This is a genomic window from Chitinophagales bacterium (assembly GCA_041392475.1).
GTDB lineage: Bacteria > Bacteroidota > Bacteroidia > Chitinophagales > UBA2359 > JAUHXA01.
This window is the reverse complement of the sequence record JAWKLZ010000001.1, coordinates 1,473,991-1,493,812: the sequence shown is the minus strand read 5'-3', so window position 1 is coordinate 1,493,812 and position 19,822 is coordinate 1,473,991. Positions and strand designations below refer to the sequence as shown.

The 19,822-nt window shown below is 39.1% G+C and carries 16 protein-coding genes; 7 read left to right on the top strand and 9 right to left on the bottom strand.

Annotated elements, in window-relative coordinates:
• Positions 1–6: 6 nt before the first annotated feature.
• A complete protein-coding gene (locus R3E32_05430; GenBank protein ID MEZ4884164.1) occupies positions 7–720 on the bottom strand; it encodes a hypothetical protein in 714 nt (237 codons plus the stop codon).
• A 268-nt stretch (positions 721–988) separates the two neighbouring features.
• Between R3E32_05430 and R3E32_05425 the strand changes: the two genes are divergently transcribed.
• Positions 989–1,705 carry a Bax inhibitor-1 family protein gene (locus R3E32_05425; protein ID MEZ4884163.1) on the top strand — a complete coding sequence of 239 codons (717 nt, stop codon included), beginning with the start codon at positions 989–991 and terminating at the stop codon, positions 1,703–1,705.
• 146 nt (positions 1,706–1,851) lie between these two features.
• Here the strand turns inward: R3E32_05425 and R3E32_05420 are convergent, their stop codons facing one another.
• The 3 genes from R3E32_05420 to R3E32_05410 form a co-directional block, all read right to left on the bottom strand.
• Entirely contained in the window at positions 1,852–2,493 is a 642-nt protein-coding gene (locus R3E32_05420) for a DsbA family protein (GenBank protein MEZ4884162.1), read from the bottom strand.
• 148 nt (positions 2,494–2,641) lie between these two features.
• Complete coding sequence (locus R3E32_05415; protein ID MEZ4884161.1) at positions 2,642–3,889, bottom strand: ABC transporter permease; 1,248 nt, start codon at positions 3,887–3,889, stop codon at positions 2,642–2,644.
• Positions 3,890–3,983: 94 nt separating this feature from the next.
• Positions 3,984–5,228, bottom strand: coding sequence for an ABC transporter permease (locus tag R3E32_05410; GenBank protein MEZ4884160.1), 1,245 nt, complete (start codon positions 5,226–5,228; stop codon positions 3,984–3,986).
• 150 nt (positions 5,229–5,378) lie between these two features.
• Between R3E32_05410 and R3E32_05405 the strand changes: the two genes are divergently transcribed.
• From R3E32_05405 to R3E32_05390, 4 genes are all read left to right on the top strand, one after another.
• Positions 5,379–7,880: a T9SS type A sorting domain-containing protein gene (locus tag R3E32_05405; GenBank protein ID MEZ4884159.1), complete on the top strand. Its 2,502-nt coding sequence runs from the start codon at positions 5,379–5,381 to the stop codon at positions 7,878–7,880.
• A gap of 120 nt (positions 7,881–8,000) precedes the next feature.
• Positions 8,001–9,560 carry an SDR family oxidoreductase gene (locus tag R3E32_05400; GenBank protein MEZ4884158.1) on the top strand — a complete coding sequence of 520 codons (1,560 nt, stop codon included), beginning with the start codon at positions 8,001–8,003 and terminating at the stop codon, positions 9,558–9,560.
• A gap of 28 nt (positions 9,561–9,588) precedes the next feature.
• On the top strand, positions 9,589–9,792 hold the full coding sequence (locus R3E32_05395) for a hypothetical protein (protein MEZ4884157.1): 204 nt from the start codon (positions 9,589–9,591) through the stop codon (positions 9,790–9,792).
• A 46-nt stretch (positions 9,793–9,838) separates the two neighbouring features.
• Positions 9,839–10,366, top strand: a complete 528-nt coding sequence (locus R3E32_05390) for an O-acetyl-ADP-ribose deacetylase (protein MEZ4884156.1) — start codon at positions 9,839–9,841, stop codon at positions 10,364–10,366.
• 51 nt (positions 10,367–10,417) lie between these two features.
• Here the strand turns inward: R3E32_05390 and R3E32_05385 are convergent, their stop codons facing one another.
• Complete coding sequence (locus tag R3E32_05385; protein MEZ4884155.1) at positions 10,418–10,828, bottom strand: secondary thiamine-phosphate synthase enzyme YjbQ; 411 nt, start codon at positions 10,826–10,828, stop codon at positions 10,418–10,420.
• A 120-nt stretch (positions 10,829–10,948) separates the two neighbouring features.
• Here R3E32_05385 and R3E32_05380 point away from each other — a divergent pair, with 120 nt between their 5' ends.
• Positions 10,949–12,001 (top strand): gliding motility-associated C-terminal domain-containing protein, encoded by a 1,053-nt coding sequence (locus R3E32_05380; GenBank protein MEZ4884154.1) that lies wholly within the window; start codon positions 10,949–10,951, stop codon positions 11,999–12,001.
• A gap of 484 nt (positions 12,002–12,485) precedes the next feature.
• Complete coding sequence (locus tag R3E32_05375) at positions 12,486–14,294, top strand: ABC transporter transmembrane domain-containing protein (GenBank protein ID MEZ4884153.1); 1,809 nt, start codon at positions 12,486–12,488, stop codon at positions 14,292–14,294.
• Positions 14,295–14,296: 2 nt separating this feature from the next.
• Here R3E32_05375 and R3E32_05370 read toward each other — a convergent pair whose 3' ends face one another.
• The 4 genes from R3E32_05370 to purF form a co-directional block, all read right to left on the bottom strand.
• Positions 14,297–14,968: a CoA pyrophosphatase gene (locus tag R3E32_05370; protein MEZ4884152.1), complete on the bottom strand. Its 672-nt coding sequence runs from the start codon at positions 14,966–14,968 to the stop codon at positions 14,297–14,299.
• Between the two features lie 260 nt (positions 14,969–15,228).
• A complete protein-coding gene (locus R3E32_05365; GenBank protein MEZ4884151.1) occupies positions 15,229–16,221 on the bottom strand; it encodes a hypothetical protein in 993 nt (330 codons plus the stop codon).
• Positions 16,222–16,804: 583 nt separating this feature from the next.
• Positions 16,805–17,992 carry a methionine aminotransferase gene (locus R3E32_05360; GenBank protein MEZ4884150.1) on the bottom strand — a complete coding sequence of 396 codons (1,188 nt, stop codon included), beginning with the start codon at positions 17,990–17,992 and terminating at the stop codon, positions 16,805–16,807.
• Positions 17,993–18,287: 295 nt separating this feature from the next.
• On the bottom strand, positions 18,288–19,721 hold the full coding sequence (purF, locus tag R3E32_05355) for an amidophosphoribosyltransferase (protein ID MEZ4884149.1): 1,434 nt from the start codon (positions 19,719–19,721) through the stop codon (positions 18,288–18,290).
• Positions 19,722–19,822 lie beyond the last annotated feature (101 nt).

Below are 19,822 nucleotides of genomic sequence, written 5' to 3'. Positions count from 1 at the left end.
GATGATTTAATGGTTTTGAATAATTTCACTGGTTGTAAGATTCCCTTTTTTCTTTCGGAAATAAAGGGCAAATAGGGCGAGTGGTAACATCAAGACCAACATACATTCGACTAAATATCGGCTGCGAACCCTGCTCCAAATATAGCCCCAATTGTGGTGCTGGACATGAAACAGGAGCTTTGAAAGGTTGCTTTTGGGAATGTCAATAAAGTAGTTGCAGTCTTCTAATCTTTGAACGTAGAATCGGGTTTGCCAATTGTCTATCTCTAAAGTTCCTTCTTTAATTCCTGCTTCTACTTTTTCTGCAATTTGGCTCAGTAGGTAATCACCTAGGATGTCAAAACTCATATCGTGTTTTGGGGTGATTTGATTCAAAGCCTTCAAATAGAGCCAACCTACTTCAATGGTGTTTTTGGTTTGTTTGAAGTTGTTGATATTGACGGGTTTTTGCTGCAAATATTTTTCGCCTAAGATGGTAATAAACTCATTTCCCGATTTACCTTTTTCGTTCAATAGTTGTCGGTCTTTCTCCAATGTTTGGTAATCACTCAGTTTGGTTTGTTCCAAATAAGTTTCAAAAGGAAAATGTTGTAGAAACGATTTGCTTTCAAGTGCCTCATTTTGTTGAAAATACGATTCCATTCCTTCAAAAGCAAAACAGAAATTGAAGGGAAGCGAAATGATTGCAAAGAGTACAGGGAGCAGTTGTTTTTGCTTCATTTTCTTGGTAATATTGAGGGTGTCTTAATAGATAATTGTTGGTTCGATACATGATAAGGCACCAGTTTTTAAAGACAATTATTCTTTCAAAGGATGCTTTGGAGTTTTGTTTTTTTAACATTTTTTAGGTTTTCTTCTAAAAATCAGCATTATTCCCTATATTTACCCAACAAAAAAAGCAGAGGTAAGGAACTAATTATTACCATTGCTTGTTTAAAAACGAGATTATTCATCATTTTACAATAAACACTAAAACAAAAAACGGAATATGGAAGATACCAGATTTTTAAATACTTCTTCTCCTTATGCTGAACAAGGTTCGGCTGTAGCGAGAGCTGAATTTATCAAAAAGACTTATTTGCACCTCGCCCTGGCGATTCTGGGATTCATCGGTGTAGAAGCCTTGTTTTTGAATACACCTATGATTGTCAATGCTGCCATGTGGTTTGTAGGCGGTTTCCAATGGCTATTGCTATTGGGTGGATTTATGTTTGTGACCAATATGGCTGAAAATTGGGCGAGAACTTCTACGGATCGCAGCAAACAGTACCGAGCATTGGCACTATATGTGATAGCAGAGGCGTTTATCTTTGTACCTTTGATTTACATCGCTATGTCAGTGACAGGTAGCGGAGCGATTGTCCAAGAAGCAGGTATATTAACTGCTTGTTTGTTTACAGGATTGACTGCCATTGCTTTCTTCTCCAACAAAGACTTTTCTTTCCTCAAATCTTTTCTGACTGTTGGCTTTTTGATTGCCTTCGGATTGATTGTTTTGGGCGTTATTTTTGGCTTTGATTTGGGCTTGTTTTTCTCTGGCGCAATGGTAATGTTGGCTGCGGGTACGATTCTCTACCAAACTTCTAACATCATGCGTGACTATCACACTGACCAATATGTAGCGGCTTCTTTGGGGCTATTTGCTTCATTTATGTTGCTGTTTTGGTACATTTTGGATATTTTGATGCGATTTAGTGGAGACTAATTTTTTTTGTCTTTCGATAGATACTTTATACAACAGCCCAAGATTTTATTTGAAGTCTTGGGCTGTTTTTTTTTGAGAGATAGGCAAAAATTAAAATCCCCGATTTAAAATTACGAGCCACCTAATAGCAAGTTTTTATTCATCCTTTAATTCCTCACCGCTGCAATCAAATATTCGATTTTGGACTTCAAATTTTCATATTTGGTGTAGCCATTCACCACGATTTTGTAACCTCCGTCAATTCCTAAAACCACCGTAGGAAACCCTCTAATTCCCCAATTTTTGCAGACATCAAAATCCATTTGGAGTAATTCTTTGTATTTTGGTGAGAGGAATTTGGAGCGAAATACGATGAAAGGAATGTTGAGTTTTTCGCAGATGGGTTTGTAGAAATCAACCGATTTGGGGTCTTTGTTCTCCAAATAGAATCCTTTTTGAATGGCTTTGAAGAAGTCGAATTCTTGTTTGGGCGACATTTCTCGCACTACCCTCACCGCACGGCAAGCAGGCTCGGTATCATAGTCAAAGTGTTCTTTTTCAAATAATTCATACCCAAACTCCTGACCGCTTTCTTCGTGAACGTGTTTCCAATGGTCTTTCAAAAAGTTTTTCATCTGTTCATCCCAAGCATCCCCTCCGCCAGCTCTGAGTCCTCCCATGATGAGGGTAAATTTTGCTTTTTCAGCATAGTCGTTTTTCAGTTGGGTGATTTCGGGCGAAAAACCATAACACCATGAACACATGGGATCTGCAAGGTAGATGATTTCTAAAGGAAATACAGTAGGCATACGTTTTATGGATTTTAGGTTAGCAAGGAATACATGAGACTGAAATTCCTAGGAGGCTGCAAAATTAAACAAAATCACCTACATCCTAAAGCATCTTCCTTTTGTGCTACAAAGCATTGATTATTAGCTACCATCTTCATTTTTTCTCTTACTCACTCCTCAAAGCCACCACAGGATCCACGCTTGCTGCCTTCAATCCTGGCACCAAACCCGCCAAAGTTCCAGCAACCAGCAAAACCATAATCGCCCAAAATGCCGCATTGAAGTCTATTTCGGGGTTGGCAAAAAAATCACTTTCAAGGTCAAAATTCTTCAACAAACTGTTCAGCCCTTCCACTGCCAAAACGCCCAATACCAAGCCCATATAACCCGCCATACTTGTCAAAACCAGCGATTCCTGCAAAATCATGCCGATGATAGAAGAAGGGTGTGCGCCAATAGCCTTGCGAATGCCAATTTCACGGGTTCGTTCCTTTACAATAATCATCATGATGTTGCCCACACCTACTACTCCTGCAATAATGGTCAAAATGGCAACTAGCCAACTGAATACCCGAATCCCTGCAAAAAGCGTTTGGATTTCTCCATATTCCTGCGCCAAATTTGCCGAGCCAAAAGCCCGTTTGTCGTCAGGAGATACGTTATGTCGTTGCGCCAGCAAGGACTTTACCTCCGTTTCCACTCTAACAGAAGGTACATTTTCTTTTGGAATCAAGGCAAACCAATCTATCTCATTCCCACGTCCAAAAGATTGCTGCACACTCGTTAGCGGCAAAAATATGGACTGTAAATCTTCAATTGCATCCTCTCCCTTTCCTTTGGTAGTAAATGTGCCGACTACTTTAAAAGGTACTCCTGCAATCTCAATATATTCTCCCACTGCTTCTTTTTCATCTCCAAATAATATTTCCTTTACCCGTCCTCCAATCACTGCAATTTTTCGATTTTCGTCCATATCATTATCGTTGACGAATCGCCCATTATTTATAAGCAAAGCTTTGACTTTCAAAAAACTGGGATAGTCACCATTGATTTGAAAAGCTCCACTTTTGTCGGCATAAGTTGTATTGAGTGCGCCCATTTGCAGTCGAGGAGAAATCACTTCAATACTGGCTATGTTTTCTTTGACCGCCATAATATCTTCATTTTTCAACTGCAAAGACCGCCCTGCTTTATACCCTTTGTAGGGTATTCCTGTCCGCTGTGTCCACACAAAAACGGCATTTTTATTGAAGTCAAAACCTTGCAAAACCCCATTTTTAAGTCCTGCTCCTGCACCCAATAATATGACCAGCATAAAGATACCCCAAAAAACACCAAAAGCGGTCAAAGCGGTTCGCAGCTTGTGCTTGCCGATTGTGTAAAAAATCTCTTGCCATTTATCGAAGTCGAACATTGTTTTTTTGTTTTGAAGTGTTGGTGTGCTGATGTGTTGGTGTTTTGAAAGGTATTCTATTCCAAAGCTTATATTCCGTTCAATAACATAAAAATCATCCCCTCAAAGCCTCCACAGGTTTGATTCTTGCAGCTCTCATTGCAGGGAAAAAGCCCGCCAAAGTACCTGCAATAATCAACAAAATAACTGCTGTAATGACGACAGGAAAATTTACTTGAGGGTTGGAGAAATAGGGGACACCTTCGCCCGCCAACTCCAAAAGGTAATTCAAGCCCTCCAATAAACCAACCCCGACCAAAACACCCATATATCCTGCAATGGAGGTAATCAAAATAGATTCTTGTAAAATCAAACCTACTATCGAATTTGGTGTTGCACCCATCGCTTTGCGAACGCCAATCTCACGGGTTCGTTCCTTTACTACGATGATCATAATGTTGCTAATACCCACAATACCCGCAATCAAAGTGCCGATTCCGACCAGCCATATAAAAGATTTGATGCCTAAAAACAGGTTATTTATCTGCTGAAAACTGTCTTCTTGGTTGTGAGTCCAAAATGCCTGATTATCGTCAGGAGAAACGGTGTGTCTTTGCCTCAAAAGGGTCAAAACACGTTGCTCCAAATCCCGTCCTGATACACCCACTTTGGTAGTGACTGCAAATAAACGTACACTTTTGTCGGGGTTGAAGGTTTGCTGAAACATACTGAAAGGTGTGTAAATACGCTCCGAAAAACGTCCTCCCCATCCTTCATCGTGAAACAATCCTACGACTTTCAGTAAAACCCCTTTGATGTTGATGTATTGACCAATCGGATTTTCGTCTTTTTCAAAAAGCACTTCCGATACTCTATCACCAATTACACACACTTTTCGCTTCGACAAGTTGTCATTGAAGTTGAGTTTTCTTCCCTTCAAATACTGTTGATGAACCTTGATATTGAAGTAATCTTTTCCCGCTCCCAAAACCATAAAAGAGGAAGATTTTGAGCCCCTCACCACATTGAAATTTCCTCCCAGCCAGTTTTCAGCAGCAATAAATTCTACTCCTTCAATGTGTTCTTCGACTGCCTGCAAATCAGCTTCGGTGAATTGCAATTCTCGCCCAGGTTGCATTCCATTGTAAGGCAAGGAAGTTTGCCCAGTGAAAAACCAAATACTGTTGGTCGCATCCAAGACCATGTCTTTCATTACCCCATTTTGCAGCCCTTGCCCTGCACCCAACAAGATAATGAGCATCAAAATCCCCCAAAATACTCCAAATGCAGTAGCGATTGTTCGTAATTTGTGTTTGCGGATGATGCTAAAAATCTCTTGCCACTTGTCCAAATCAAACATAGAAGGTTTTTTTGTCGGTAAAATATCTATCTGCAATAAAAATAACCCTATTTCGACATCTATTCCAAATAATTAAGCAATTTTAACCTCGCTTGCCATAATTATATCAAAAAATTGTATTTTTAAGCCCTACTAAATAAAATCATTAATATGAAGCCATTCAATTACTTAAACATTTTCTTTCTGTTTTTTATGCTCTTTAGTGCTTTCAATGTCGTAGAAGCACGCCACCTTATTGGAGGAGAGTTGTCCTATACTTGTTTGGGCGATGACAACTATCAAATCAGTTTGGAGATTTTTCGGGACTGCAACTGTATCAATTGTGCCGATTTTGACGATCCAGCTCGTGTAGTTGTTTTTGATACGAATGGCAATCAACGACAAGATTTGAATATTTTTAGTCCTCAAATCACCAATGTTCCGCTCAATACTGGTGGACTTTGTTTGGAGAACGTTCCCGATGTTTGTGTTGAACGAGGGTTATATCAAACTACGGTTGCTTTACCCCCACTTGCAGGAGGATACTATATTGTTTATCAACGTTGTTGTAGAAACGAAACGATTGTAAACCTTTCCATTCCTTCAGATCAAGGGAATACCTATGTGATTGCAGTACCAGAAGCAGATTTGACTGGAACTGATCCTTGTACGAATAGTTCCCCGAGATTCAATAATTTCCCCCCTATTTTGATTTGCGCCAACAGCCCTTTGGTGTTTGACCACTCTGCTACTGACGAAGATGGTGATGAATTGGTCTATTCACTGTGTACACCTTTTCAAGGGGCGAATCCAAATGATCCTTTGCCTGCCTTCGTTCCGCCGCCGCCTTATGACCCAATCGTTTGGCGAGCACCTTATTCCGAAACCAATCAATTAGGAGGAACACCTCAAATAACGATTGATCCTATGACTGGCGAATTGCGGGCATTTCCAGATGCAACAGGGCAGTATGTAGTAGGTATTTGTGTTTCGGAGTACAGAGACGGTGTGTTATTGAGTCAAAATATTCGTGATTTTCAGTTTAATGTGGCAGAATGTGACATCGTATTGGCGGATATTACGGTAGATATAGTAGGCGAAGCAACTGTTTGTGCGGGTGAAAGTTTCCAATTGGAATCCACCATTTTTGGTGCTGACACTTTTATATGGTCGCCTTTCACAGGTTTGGACAATCCCAACCTTTTGAATCCAACCATTTTGTCCGTTACAGAACCTGTTACCTATGTATTGATTGCCACCGATTTCTCGACGGGTTGTGAAGACACGGATACAATCACTGTATATCCAGTGACGGCCATTGCAGATGCGGGAACTGATATGACCACTTGTTCGCAAGGTTCGGTAGAACTGCAAGGTAGTGGAGGGGAAAGTTATTTGTGGACACCCAACACAGGATTGAGCAACCCCAACATTGCCAATCCAATGGCTTCTCCGACCGAAACAACTACTTATACGCTTACAGTGACATCGGGGCAAGACTGTCAAGATACGGCGGAAGTGACAGTGTTTGTGGTAGATACCTCTGACCCAGGGGATGTTTCTGGCAGTTTGGAAGTTATTTGTGATGGTGATGCCATTGCAGTGACACACAACGGTTTTGGTTTGACCAATGGCGATGTAGGCGGCTATGTTTTGCACACAAATCCGAACGATGTATTGGGTTCAGTCGTGGCTCAAAATACGAATGGTAGTTTTTCTTTGGAAGACAACCCAGCTATCATTCCGAATACAGTGTATTACCTCTCTCCAATTGTAGGGCCAGAAGGAAGTATGGCGGGATTGCCCAATTTTGAAGATGCTTGTACGGTTTTGGCAGAGGGAACGCCTGTGGTGTTTCTTGCTCCAATTTCTTATTTGGTTGACGAATTTTGCGATTTGAATACAGGCGATTATTATGTGAGCGTGCAATTGATGGGCGGTTATCCTGCCTACAACAATAGTTTGACTTACAGTGTGTCGGGAGATTTTCAAGGAACGTTCGGCTTCAATGAAGTGTTTACAGCCGTATTTCCTGAGTCGGGTATGAATGAATATGAATTCACGATTGCTGACGATTGTGGAGCAGTTTTGCTGAGTGGTAATCCTTTTGAATGTGCCAAAAATCCTGTAGAATTGCTGCAATTTGAAGGGGAAGTGAAAACGGATGGGAATTTGCTGCAATGGGTAACGGCAAGCGAGTCGAACAATTCCCACTTCAATATTGCTCGCTCGATGGATGGGAAATATTTTGAAAATGTGGCTGTTGTAAATAGTTTAGGGGATAATCAAACGGTTCAAACCTACGCCTATATGGATAGAACGGCTCCAAATGGATTGGTATATTACCAATTGAGTCAAACGGATCTGAATGGTTTGTCTGAAACTTTGGCAACCATTGGTTTGCAGAGAGGAGAACGGGGTTTGGTACTGGAAAGTTTGTATCCTGTTCCTGCCGAAAAATTGGTGAATATTCTTTTGCAAGTGCCTACGGATGGATTGCTTCAATGGAAAGTCGTGAACATTCATGGACAGTCGGTGTATGAGGCAAATAGATTGGTTCAAAGTGGATTGAATGAACTTACTTTGGAGGTAGCGGAATGGACGGACGGCATTTATTTTTTGCAGATGGAAGTAGCTGGTGAATTTGTGGTGACAAAAATGGTGGTGCGGTAAGCAATGTACAGTGATTAGTAAATTAGTGACTGGTGATTAGTTTTCAAAACTATTAATTATCAGTTTTGCTTTGATGCTACATCTTTCTATTTTTGTGCTTTCTAAAGCACATATTGAAGTATGACCACAGACAAAGAAGAAGACAAGTCTAAAGATTTGACCACAGAACAGATTGCAGAATGTATTGCAGTGTTGCAGGCATTGAATAAGAATAGCCATCAGGTTTTTGAACTACCCAAGGAGATGAGAGAGTCCTTGATGAAAGCAGCAGGTAGGCTTTCAAGACCCAGTAAAAAGGAATTTGAAAAGCGGAAGAAAGATGCAAAAAAGGCAGAAAAGCGGAAACAAATCGAAAAAGACAAACATGCCCGCAAAGAAACGGGTATTAGAAGTGCAAGAGAAGCGGCTATTTTTGTTGCTCCAAAAATGATTGCGCTGACAGGGAGTGAAGCCGAAGATGCGCCTGAACTCAGCACTCCCCGAAATTGCTATGTCTGCAAAGTGGGATATAACAAACTACATCATTTCTACGATTCGATGTGCAAAGACTGTGGCGATTTCAACTATGCCAAACGCTACCAAACGGCGGATATGAGAGGGCAAGTGGCTTTGGTGACAGGTTCTCGCCTCAAAATTGGCTACCACATTACGCTTATGATGTTGAAAGCAGGAGCTACGGTGATTGCAACAACAAGATTTCCAGTAGATTCTGCTTTGCGTTATTCCAAAGAACCCGATTTTGAAATGTGGGGACATCGGCTGAAAATTCATGGTTTGGATTTGCGGCACATACCAAGTGTAGAAATTTTCTGCAATTTTATCGAACAGCAATACGACCGCTTAGATGTACTCATCAACAATGCTGCTCAGACGGTTAGGCGACCTTCTGGTTTTTACGAACACTTGATGCCCAATGAAGAAAAATCTATTACAGAACTACCCCGCTACGCACAGATGCTTTTGACGGATCATGATGCTTGTTTGCAAGAATTGAGGACATTGAGTATGGGTTTTGCGGAGGGAGAAAACAAAAATTTACCTGTCACTTGGCATGGTAAGCAGCTCGGTATTGGTTTGAGTGCTTCTGCAAAATTGTCGCAAATCCCATACAGCATTGATGATACACTGCCAACGAAAGAAGTTTTTCCTGTAGGCGAATTGGATTCCGACCTGCAACAAGTGGATTTGCGGAAAACAAACAGTTGGCGTTTGAAGCTGGGAGAGGTCAGCACCAATGAGATGTTGGAGGTGCAATTGGTCAATTCGGTTGCTCCTTTTGTGCTGTGCAACCGCTTTTCAAACTTGATGAAAAAAGAGAATACGGGTATGAAACACATCATCAATGTCACTGCAATGGAGGGCAAATTTTACCGCTTTCACAAGGCTGCCCGACATCCGCACACCAACATGGCAAAGGCTGCTCTCAATATGATGACGCACACCGCAGCATCAGATTTGGCGAAATACGGCATCTTTATGAACGCTGTTGATACAGGTTGGGTAACGGATGAAGACCCTGCTGAGTTGGCAAAATACAAACAAAAAGTACATGATTTTCAACCTCCTTTGGACATCGTGGACGGGGCTGCAAGGGTGATGGATCCTCTGTTTGATGGCATCAATACGGGGAAACATTGGTGCGGGAAGTTTTTGAAGGATTATCGGCCGATTGATTGGTAGGGAGAGGGAAATTAAAATCGGAATAAAAATGAAAAAAAGACATCCTTACTATTTAAGGTGGTGGTGGCGACAAAGACTGCCTTGGTTTCTCATCAATATTGGAATAGGTGATAAAGGAGAAAACTGCGAGTTGGCAAATGCGGAACATGTTTGGTACAACATTGATAATAAGACAAGTGGGTGCTATTACTGCAAGAAAATTGCAAAAGAGAAGCTATGGCTATCAGAATAATTGTATGTTTTTAGGATACCTTTTTTGGAAAACTCAATAGATAAAAATGAAAATCGAACTAACCAAAGGAGACATCACCAAATTTGAAGTAGATGTCATTGTCAATGCTGCAAACACTTCGCTGTTAGGTGGTGGTGGTGTAGATGGAGCGATTCACAGAGCGGGTGGAAAAGAAATTTTGGATGAATGTAGGTTGATTCGGAATCGACAAGGAGGTTGCAAAGTGGGAGAAGCGGTAATGACTACGGCAGGCAAATTGAAGGCAAAAAAAGTGATTCACACAGTCGACCCTAAATGGAATGAGGGCAAATCGGAAGAAGAAAACAAATTGAAGAACTGCTATCTAAACTCAATAGCACTTGCCGAAGAACATGGTTTTGAATCTATTGCCTTTCCGAACATTAGTACAGGGATTTACAAATTTCCGAAGGAGAAGGCAGCCAAGATTGCAATAGAAACAGTGTCAAATACAGATTCTTCAAAATTGGGCAAGGTGGTTTTTGTGTGTTTTGACGAAGAAAACTATGCAATTTATCAAGAACAATTGCATAGGATGAGCGTGATTTTTACTTAATGTTTTTCACAGAATACAAAAAGTTTTTGAAACTTTTGTATTCTGTCAGTTTTAACTCCAAACCGTCAATACCAACTTCCGCCCACCTCCACGGTTCCTAAACTCACACAAATAAACCGCTTGCCAAGTTCCCAAATTCAAACGGTGGTTTGTAATCGGAATTGTCACCGAGCTACCCGACATTACCGCCTTGATGTGAGCAGGCATATCATCAGGCCCTTCAAGTGTATGTACATAAGCAGGGTCGTTTTCGGGTACTAAGCGATTGAACACCGTTTCAAAGTCGGTCAATACACCGGGGTCTGCCCCTTCATTGATGCAAATACCTGCCGAAGTGTGTTTGATGAAAACATGGAGCAAACCCATTGCAGGTAAATCATTCAATTGATTCACAATGTGATGGGTAATGAGGTGAAAACCTCTACGAAAAGTAGGGAGTTGGATTTCAGTTTGTTGAATCATTTTTTTGAAAAATTTTTTTAAAAAAAATAATGAAATGATGCACAAACAGGTACTATTTTCAGTTGTAAACTTATAGTATCTGTTTGTGGATAGGCTGCAATGTAAAATCAAAAATGGAATATGGCAAAGTTTTTCTTCAGTATCTCGTTCATATTGTATATCTACAGTCCTTCACTTTCTGGACAACAGTTTTTGAACGGTAGTTTTGAAAAGCACGATTTGGAATGTGGTATAAATCTTCCCAATGGACAATTTAATCTTCATGTTCAAGATATTTTCGCTTTCGGAGGACAGAGCGAAATTGACTTATTAACCGATTCCTGTGGATTTGACTATGCAGTAGATGGACGTTACTTTGTTGCACTTTATAGTAGGAATTTTTCAGATGAGATGTCGATGTCGCTCACCAAACCTTTGTTTCCAAGCAAACAATATAAAATTAATTTTTTTAGTAGATTGGGTCAAGATATTTTTAATGAGAGTAGCAGTGTGCGAATAGGCTTATCCAATGACGAAGGTGACTTTGGAGAGAAGATTTTTACAACTCCCATTTTGGATACGATTTGGCAGGAATATTCCATTCAATTTGAACCTGATTTTATTACTAATTATATAACAATTGGTCTATTTTCTGGTGATGAAACATGGGTTTTTTTGGATGATTTCACTTTGAATTGCCCAGATATCAACTTAGGAAATGATACCATTTTGTGTTACGCCGACAATTTTTTATTGCAGATTGAGGAAGGGTTTGAAAGTTATCTTTGGAGTGATGCTTCTACTTCCACAGAATTAATCGTTCACGAAGCTGGCACATATTGGATTGAAGTCGTTGATAGCACTTGCATACTACAAGATACGATCACAATTGCCGAATACGATTATCAATGTCAATGTACTGTTGTTGTACCCAATGCATTTTCTCCCAATGGAGATGGAATTAACGATGTTTTTGAGCCTGTTTCTGCTTGCGATATATTGGATTATCAGCTGCAAATCTTCAACCGTTGGGGTGAAAGGGTTTTTCAGTCTTTTGATCCAAAAGAAAGTTGGAATGGATTGTTAGTGGGTGAAACGATAGATATCGGAACTTATACTTATGTTATTCAACATCGGTTTGTACATCAAGAGTTTGAACAATTGAAAACAGGATATTTCGTGTTATTAGAATGATTTGTTGATTATGTGAGCAAATCGTAAAGTTTTGTTGATAAACTATCAAAGTTATGGCTGATTACCTTATAAATAAAGTTTTTTGACACGCCAAAAGGGTGTAGCTCAGAGCCTACTTGTTAGAACAATAGATAGAATTGAAGTTATTAAGAGCGTAGCTTTGGCACAACTAAATAGTTGATTGTCTGTGGCGTTGAGGCTACGCCTCTTTTAGGGAATCTATTTGGGGGTATTTCTACAATTAGTGCTGCAGCTATGCTAAACTATTTCTGTTAGAGTGTACTGATTAGGAGAAGGTCTCTTGGCTTTGTTGGGAGTTGTATTTCAGTTTATTGAATCATATAAATGATTTTTGCAGGTCTTTGAAGGTGTAATATTTTAAAAAACAATGTAAGTGCTGAACTGTTTAAGAGTCAAATTTGAATTACTTTTGCAGTTTTATAAAGCTAGTTAGCTGTTTCATTTTATTTCAAATTACCTCTATATGAGTCGTGGACGAAACAAAGTGACCGAAGATTTACCCAAAAAAAGCCTCAATAAAGAAGGTTTCAAACATTTACTGGGTATTTTTCGCTACACACTTCCCTATAAAATAGTATTTATCATTGGCTTGATTTTCTTGGTTTTGTCAACTGCTACATCGCTTGCATTTCCTTATATAGCCAGTTTGTTGGCGGATGCTTCTTTGGGAGAAGAGGGTGCCGTCAGTTGGAGTATCAATCAAATTGCTTTGGGACTTTTGGTTATTTTGATATTGCAGGGCATTTTCTCTTATTTACGAATAGTTTTGTTTTCTATCGTTAGTGAAAAAGCGATGGCAGATATTCGCAGAGACTTGTATGCCAAGCTCATATCACTAAATATCCCCTTTTTTGAAAACCGAAGAGTAGGGGAGTTGTCCAGTAGAATGACCGCAGATGTGACCCAACTTCAAAACACGCTATCCATTTATCTTGCTGAATTTTTGCGGCAAATTGCTACCCTTATCATTGGTATTGGTATCATCGCTATGACATCTATCAAGCTGACCTTGTGGATGTTGTCTACTTTTCCCATTGCTATCATCGCTGCAATGGTTTTTGGGGGGTATATTCGCAAGCTTTCTCGTCAGACACAAGATGCTTTGGCAGAATCGAATGTGATTGTTGAAGAATCTTTGCAGGCAATCAGTGTGGTCAAAGCCTTTACAAATGAATGGTTTGAGCAGATTCGCTACAATAGGTCTATGGACAAAGTGGTGGATTTGGCATTGAAGGCCGCAAGGTATCGAGGAGCGTTTGTCTCCTTTTTGATTTCAGCTGTTTTTGGAGGAATTATCATTGTACTTTGGCAAGGAGCTTTATTGGTTGAAGCAGGTGCTATGACAATTGGTGAGCTGGTGCGGTTTGTACTTTACACTTTTTTCATTGGTGGTGCTATGGGCGGTATGGGTGATTTGTACGGCAATATCCAAAAGTCTATTGGTTCATCCGAACGCATTTCGGATCTTTTGAAGGAAGAATCAGAGGTTAAGGTTCGCACTCCTAAAACAGGTTTGACGACTTCACCGAAACAAAAAATCAATGGTGATATTGATTTTGAAAATGTGAAATTTCATTACCCTACCCGAAAAGACATCCGAGTTCTCAAGAACATTTCGCTACACATTCCACAGGGTTCAAAGATTGCTTTAGTGGGACACAGTGGCGCAGGAAAATCCACCATTATTCAGTTGTTGCTTCGTTTTTATGCAGTAGATAGTGGACGAATTTTGGTAGATGGAAAAAATGTAGAAGATTACGACATAAGCAGTTATAGAGAAAATATTGGTATGGTACCACAAGAGGTGATGTTGTTTGGAGGAACGATTCGGGACAACATTGCGTATGGTAATCCTGCTGCAAATGAAGAAGCGATTTATGAGGCTGCAAAAAAAGCCAATGCGCTCGAATTTATCGAAACTTTCCCCGAAACTTTTGATACATTGGTGGGAGAAAGAGGGGTGAAACTCTCTGGTGGTCAGCGACAAAGAATCGCCATTGCTAGAGCTATTTTGAAGAACCCTTCTATTTTGATTTTGGATGAAGCCACAAGTTCTTTGGATTCCGAATCCGAAAATTTGGTACAGTCAGCCCTAAACGAACTGATGAAAAACCGCACGACTATCATCATTGCCCACCGTCTTTCTACCATCAGAGAGGTGGATTGTATTTATGTATTGGAGGGAGGTGAAATTGTGGAGAAGGGTTCTCACGATGTTTTGGCTGGAATGGAAGAAGGAATGTATTACAATTTGTTGTACAATCAAGGGTAGTTTTACCCAAACTGCAATGTAGGATGATCAAAAGTCCGCATCAACTTCACCATCTCCGAAATCATCCTTGCAGTTCCCCCCCAGATAAGTGTGTCATTTGCTGCATAAGCAGGCATATCTAAAAAATCGCCATTTATCAAGGGTACTTTTTTGATGCGAATATTGTCGGGATTGAGAAGGTCGTTGAAGTGAACATCCAATACTTCTGCTACTTCCGAGTGATCGGGAATGTACTGTGGTTTGTGGTCTAAGAAACCGACAATGGGCGTGACGAGTGCATTGCTTGGGGGAATGTAAACAGGAGAAAGTTTGCCAATGATATTGTCTCTATGCACACGTACACCAACTTCTTCTTCCATTTCTCGAATAGCAGTTGCAATCAAATCCGCATCTTCTTTCTCGGCTTTTCCGCCTGGGAAAGCGATTTGACTTGGATGTGTGCGGCTATTATTGGGGCGTAGCATCATGGGAAGGTAAACATCGCCTTCATGTTCATAAAAAGCCATCATAACTGCACAGATGCGGGGTGGTTTTTTAGAGAGTCGTTCTTTGGTAGCTTTTTCTTCTGCCAAAATAAATTCAACGAGTTTTGCAGGTAGGTTTTCATTGTGAATATTTTGATGGGGGAGTTCCCCTTTTAGTCGTTGCCTAAGGAAATCAATTAATTGCTGCATAAATTTGATATTTTTGATACGATACGAAACAGCAAACATAAGACTAAAGTTTTGGGATAGGAGTGGTGTTGGAAGATTTTTTAGGTTTCTGATGATAGGAATATAAAAAAAAAGAGTAGGATGATACAAAAATGACCATCCTACTCAAAATTCACCCTAAAAAAATTATTACTATGACCTGTATTGTTTTAACTCACAAAGAAGGTAAAGCATAGAGTTAGGGGGCGGCTCATAATTTTACCTATATATCATTAAGAATTTTATCTCAGTTCAAAATTAGAGCTACCTACCTCGTATCCTTGGTGGTAAACAGCGGTGGTATAAGTACCCGGCGAGAAAGTCGAATTTTGATCCCAATACATACAATAGGTTTGTTCTTGGTTTTGAAAATCAATGACCGATTTTGCAGTATATTTCATTGGCTCATCTGTTTCGGCATTGGTAAAAACACCAGAACCCATTTCATCAACTGCCAATACTGTTCCTTGAGGAGACATGATTTGTACATATACTTCCTTTTCCCCTATTTCGGCAATTGGATTGGGCTGGACATCGAAGCAAATCTTGATTTTCTCGGCTTTCTTATCATTTTTGGTCGTTAACTCTTTTCCGTTGCTTTTGAAGCGAACACCTACCACATCAATGTCATCTACTTCCAAAACGGAAGCTCTTGTTACCTTGCTTTGAAGTACATCTCGTTCTTCTGATAAGTTGGCTTTTTCACCTGCAAGCATGGTAGCAGTTTCGTTTAGTTCTTCGTTGGCAACTGTCAATTCATCAATTGCTGCTGTTTTCACAGTAATGTCTGTTTTCAGCGTTCCGTTTTCTTGATTCAGTGCGGCGTTAGTAGCCATCAAACCTTCAACTTTTACTTTGTAGTCACCCGCTATAATTCGTAAAGACTCAATCAATAATTTAGCCTCTGATAATTTTTTGCGGTTGAACTGATTGTTACCAAGCAATTTTTCAATTTCTGCTTTTTGTTCTTCAATTTGTCCTTCTAAGGCAAGCAAACCCTCACTTTTTTCACTGTTTTCTATTTTGTAACTGTCTAATTCTTCGAGAGTTGCCTGATAACTGTCTTTCAAATCTTGGTGTTCTACTTCAATAAACTCACTGTAACTTTGAATTTCGGTTTTCTTTTCTTGGTTGTTGAAAAAAAGAATACCATTGACAATCAATGAGCCAACTAAGAGCGCTGCCAATAAAACCTTAGTGGAATCGAAACGATTGGCTGATGTTGTGTCAGTCATAAGTGTTGATTTTTAGTTAAAAAAATAGGAATTAATAAAGAATGTAAATAGTTTATGCCAGTGTTGGTATTTAATGTTAATAAATATCTGTTATAAATAAATAATATTTTTTATTTATTTTTACAAGACAATTCCCTTACCATATTTTATGGAATTGTAAAAGCTGATAAATCGTGTTTGTGTTGATGAAAAATAAACAAAATAGTAGCTTCAATAGTATTGAAGTACAAAAATATGTGGTTTAAGAAAATGAATGTGAGGTTATTTCAATAGAAATGGGTATGTCCTGAAAAATATTGATTTTTTAGATTAAAACAAAAGGACAAAAGTTAGTACAAATATTAGGATGGTTTGAGTCTGAAATTGCGTTTATTTTTTGAACAATCATATTTGGGATGTTTGTTTCGAAATTACAAGTTTAGAAACGCACCTTGTTGAAAAAATGTTGTAAAAAGAGTTAAAATTTTTTAACAATTTTCCCTCTTCCTTCAAAAATAATGCTCTAAAACAAGTTATTGTTTTGATAACCAGTAAGATATTTTTATGCTATTTTTTAGGTTTTTTCAGATATTTTTTTATTTTGTCAAACTTTGCAAAGCAATTTTGCTGCTTGTTCCAATGTTTCGTCTGTTTTAGCAAAACAAAATCTAATGATTTTTTCGTCCAAATGATTGTTGTAAAAAACCGAAACGGGAATGGCTGCTACTCCGATTTCTTTGGTGAGTCTTTGTACAAAATCAGTATCTTTTTCGTCTGAAATTGCAGAAAAATCAGCCAATTGAAAGTAAGAACCTTTTGCAGGCTGTAATTTGAAGCGGCTACCTTGCATCAACTCCAAAAAATAGTCTCGTTTTTTTTGATAAAAAGCAGACAAACCCATGTAGCTATTAGGATTTTGAAGGTATTCTGCCAATGCATATTGAATAGGTGTATTGACTGAAAACACCATGAATTGATGTACTTTTTGAAATTCTTTCATCAAATAAGAAGGAGCAATACAAAAACCCATTTTCCATCCTGTATTGTGAAAAGTCTTCCCAAAAGAACCACAAACCAAAGTACGGTGCATCAGTTCGGGGTAATTCAGCAAACTTTTGTGTTTTTCACCGTCGAAGGTAATGTGTTCATAAACTTCATCGCTTAAAATGAGCATATCCGAACCGCTAACGATTTTTTTTAGTTCTTGCAGGTCATCCTCTTTCAGAGTTGTTCCTGTTGGATTGTGAGGCGAATTGATGATAATCATGCGGGTGCGGGTCGTAATGACTTTTTTCACCATATCCCAAGGAATTCGATAGTCTGGCGCATTGAGGGGAATGTAAATGGGCTTTCCACCTGCAACTTGTATGGCAGGAATGTAGCTATCATAAGCAGGTTCAAATATGATAACTTCCTCATCTTCTTGCACAAAGGTAGTGATAGCAGTATAAATAGCTTGAGTCGCTCCTGAAGTTATGGTGATATTTTCATCAGGCGAAATATCGGCATGATAAAGCGCTTTTGCTTTTTGGGCGATGGCTTCTCGTAGAGCATACACACCTGCCATAGGTGCATATTGATTCAATCCTTTTTGCATTGCCTTGTAGGTCAGTTCAATCAATTCGGAGGGCATATCGAAATTGGGAAAACCCTGAGATAGGTTAATGGCATTGTGTTGATTCGCCAAAGCGGACATAACACTGAAAATGGAAGAGCCAGTTCTTGGAAGTTTTGAGCGTATAGGAATGGTTAGTTGTTGCATATTGGTTTGTTCATTTGTTAATTGGTTCACCTGTTTATTCGTTTGAGAACCGATTTAGTCAGTGAAAACTAAAGTCTTGCGATTTTTCCAACAAATCTTTAATTTCTGAACCACAAAAGACACAAAAGATTTTCACATAGGATTTTTTTCTTTTATGTCCTTTTGATGCTTTTGTGGTTCAATTTCTATATGGTACTGGCTATATTAGGTTAGGAATGATCAAAAATTAACTTCCGATTTAAAATTCCGAACGGCTTGATTAACAAGCGGTTTTTCATTCCTTACTTGCAGTTTTATGGTTCTTACACAAAATTTCGACACACCTCTATTTGACTTGACTAAATTCTCTTTCCTTTCTAATTTGTTTCAAATATTTTTTGGAACCACCAACAGGATATTCACCCGAAAAACAGGCATTGCAGAAGTTGAAATCTTTATACAAACTTTTCAAATCCTCTAAAGACTGATAAATAACTGCATCGGCTTCAATGGCTTCAGTTATTTCCTGCAATGTTTTTTTGCTGGCAATCAGGTCGGTGCTTACCGCCATGTCAATACCATATATACAAGGATATTTGATGGGAGGAGCTGCTGAAATAAAGTAAACTTCCTTAGCACCTGCTTCCCGTAGGATTTGTACGATTCGTTTTGAAGTTGTCCCCCTCACGATTGAATCATCTACAACAGCTACTTTTTTGCCCTCTACAACTTGTTTGATAGGGTTTAGTTTTCGCTTCACCATTTTTTCCCTTTCTTTTTGAGAAGGAGAAATAAAACTCCGACCGATATGGCTATTTTTAGAAAACCCCCTTCGATAAGGAACTTCAAGTACTTCTGCCAATCCCGATGCTGCAAAATAACCCGATGAAGGTACGTCAATCACAATATCTGGTTGAAGTCCAGCCTCTTTTATTTTTTTACCCAACATACGTCCCATTCTTACCCTTTCAGAGGCTACCAATCGGTTTTGAATCACAGAAGATTCATCTGCAAAATAAATGTACTCAAAAATACAGAATTTTTCACTTTGTTGCTGACCATTTCTACGGTGCACATTTCCCTCCATATCAATAAATACCGCTTCGCCTGCATTCAAATCTCCAATCATTTCGTAACCCAAATAGTCAAAGCAAGCTGATTCTGAGGCAAAAGCATAAACTGTACCTTCTTCGGTCTCTTTCTTGCCCATTACCACAGGGCGAATCCCAAAAGCATCTGTAAACGCCAATAAACCACGATTCGCAATGATGGTAATGGTTGAATATGCACCTTTTACTTTTAGTTGCAAACGTTCTACTGCGTCAAAAATGTCCTTAACTTGGAGATTTTTTAAATCATTTTTTGCCAATTCAGTCGCAAAAGTGTAGAGTATCAATTCAAGATCATTGGAGGTTTCCAATAATATTTGTCTTTCTTCATAGAGTTCATTTCTCAATTCCTTAAAGTTGACCACATTGCCATTGTGAACCATGGACAAGCCAAAAGGATAATTTATTGTAAAAGGTTGAGCATTAGACAAATCATTTGTTCCTTGTGTGGTGTAGCGGGTATGTCCAATCCCGATAGGCCCCTTCAATCTCTTAAGATGTTTCTTTTCAAAAACATTGTTAACCAGGCCCAAGCCCTTTTTCATTCGAAAAGTTTTATCGAAAGTGACGATTCCTGCCGCATCCTGCCCTCGATGCTGCAATGCCAACAATCCACTCAACAAATCAAATACCACATCTTCTTTGCCAAAAAAACCAACAATTGCACACATAAATCGTTTATATTTCAGAAATTAATGATTGTTTCCTTAGAAGCTGCAAAGTTAGCATCATAAATCAATATCTTGGGAAAAGGAATTGATTTTTGCTCAAA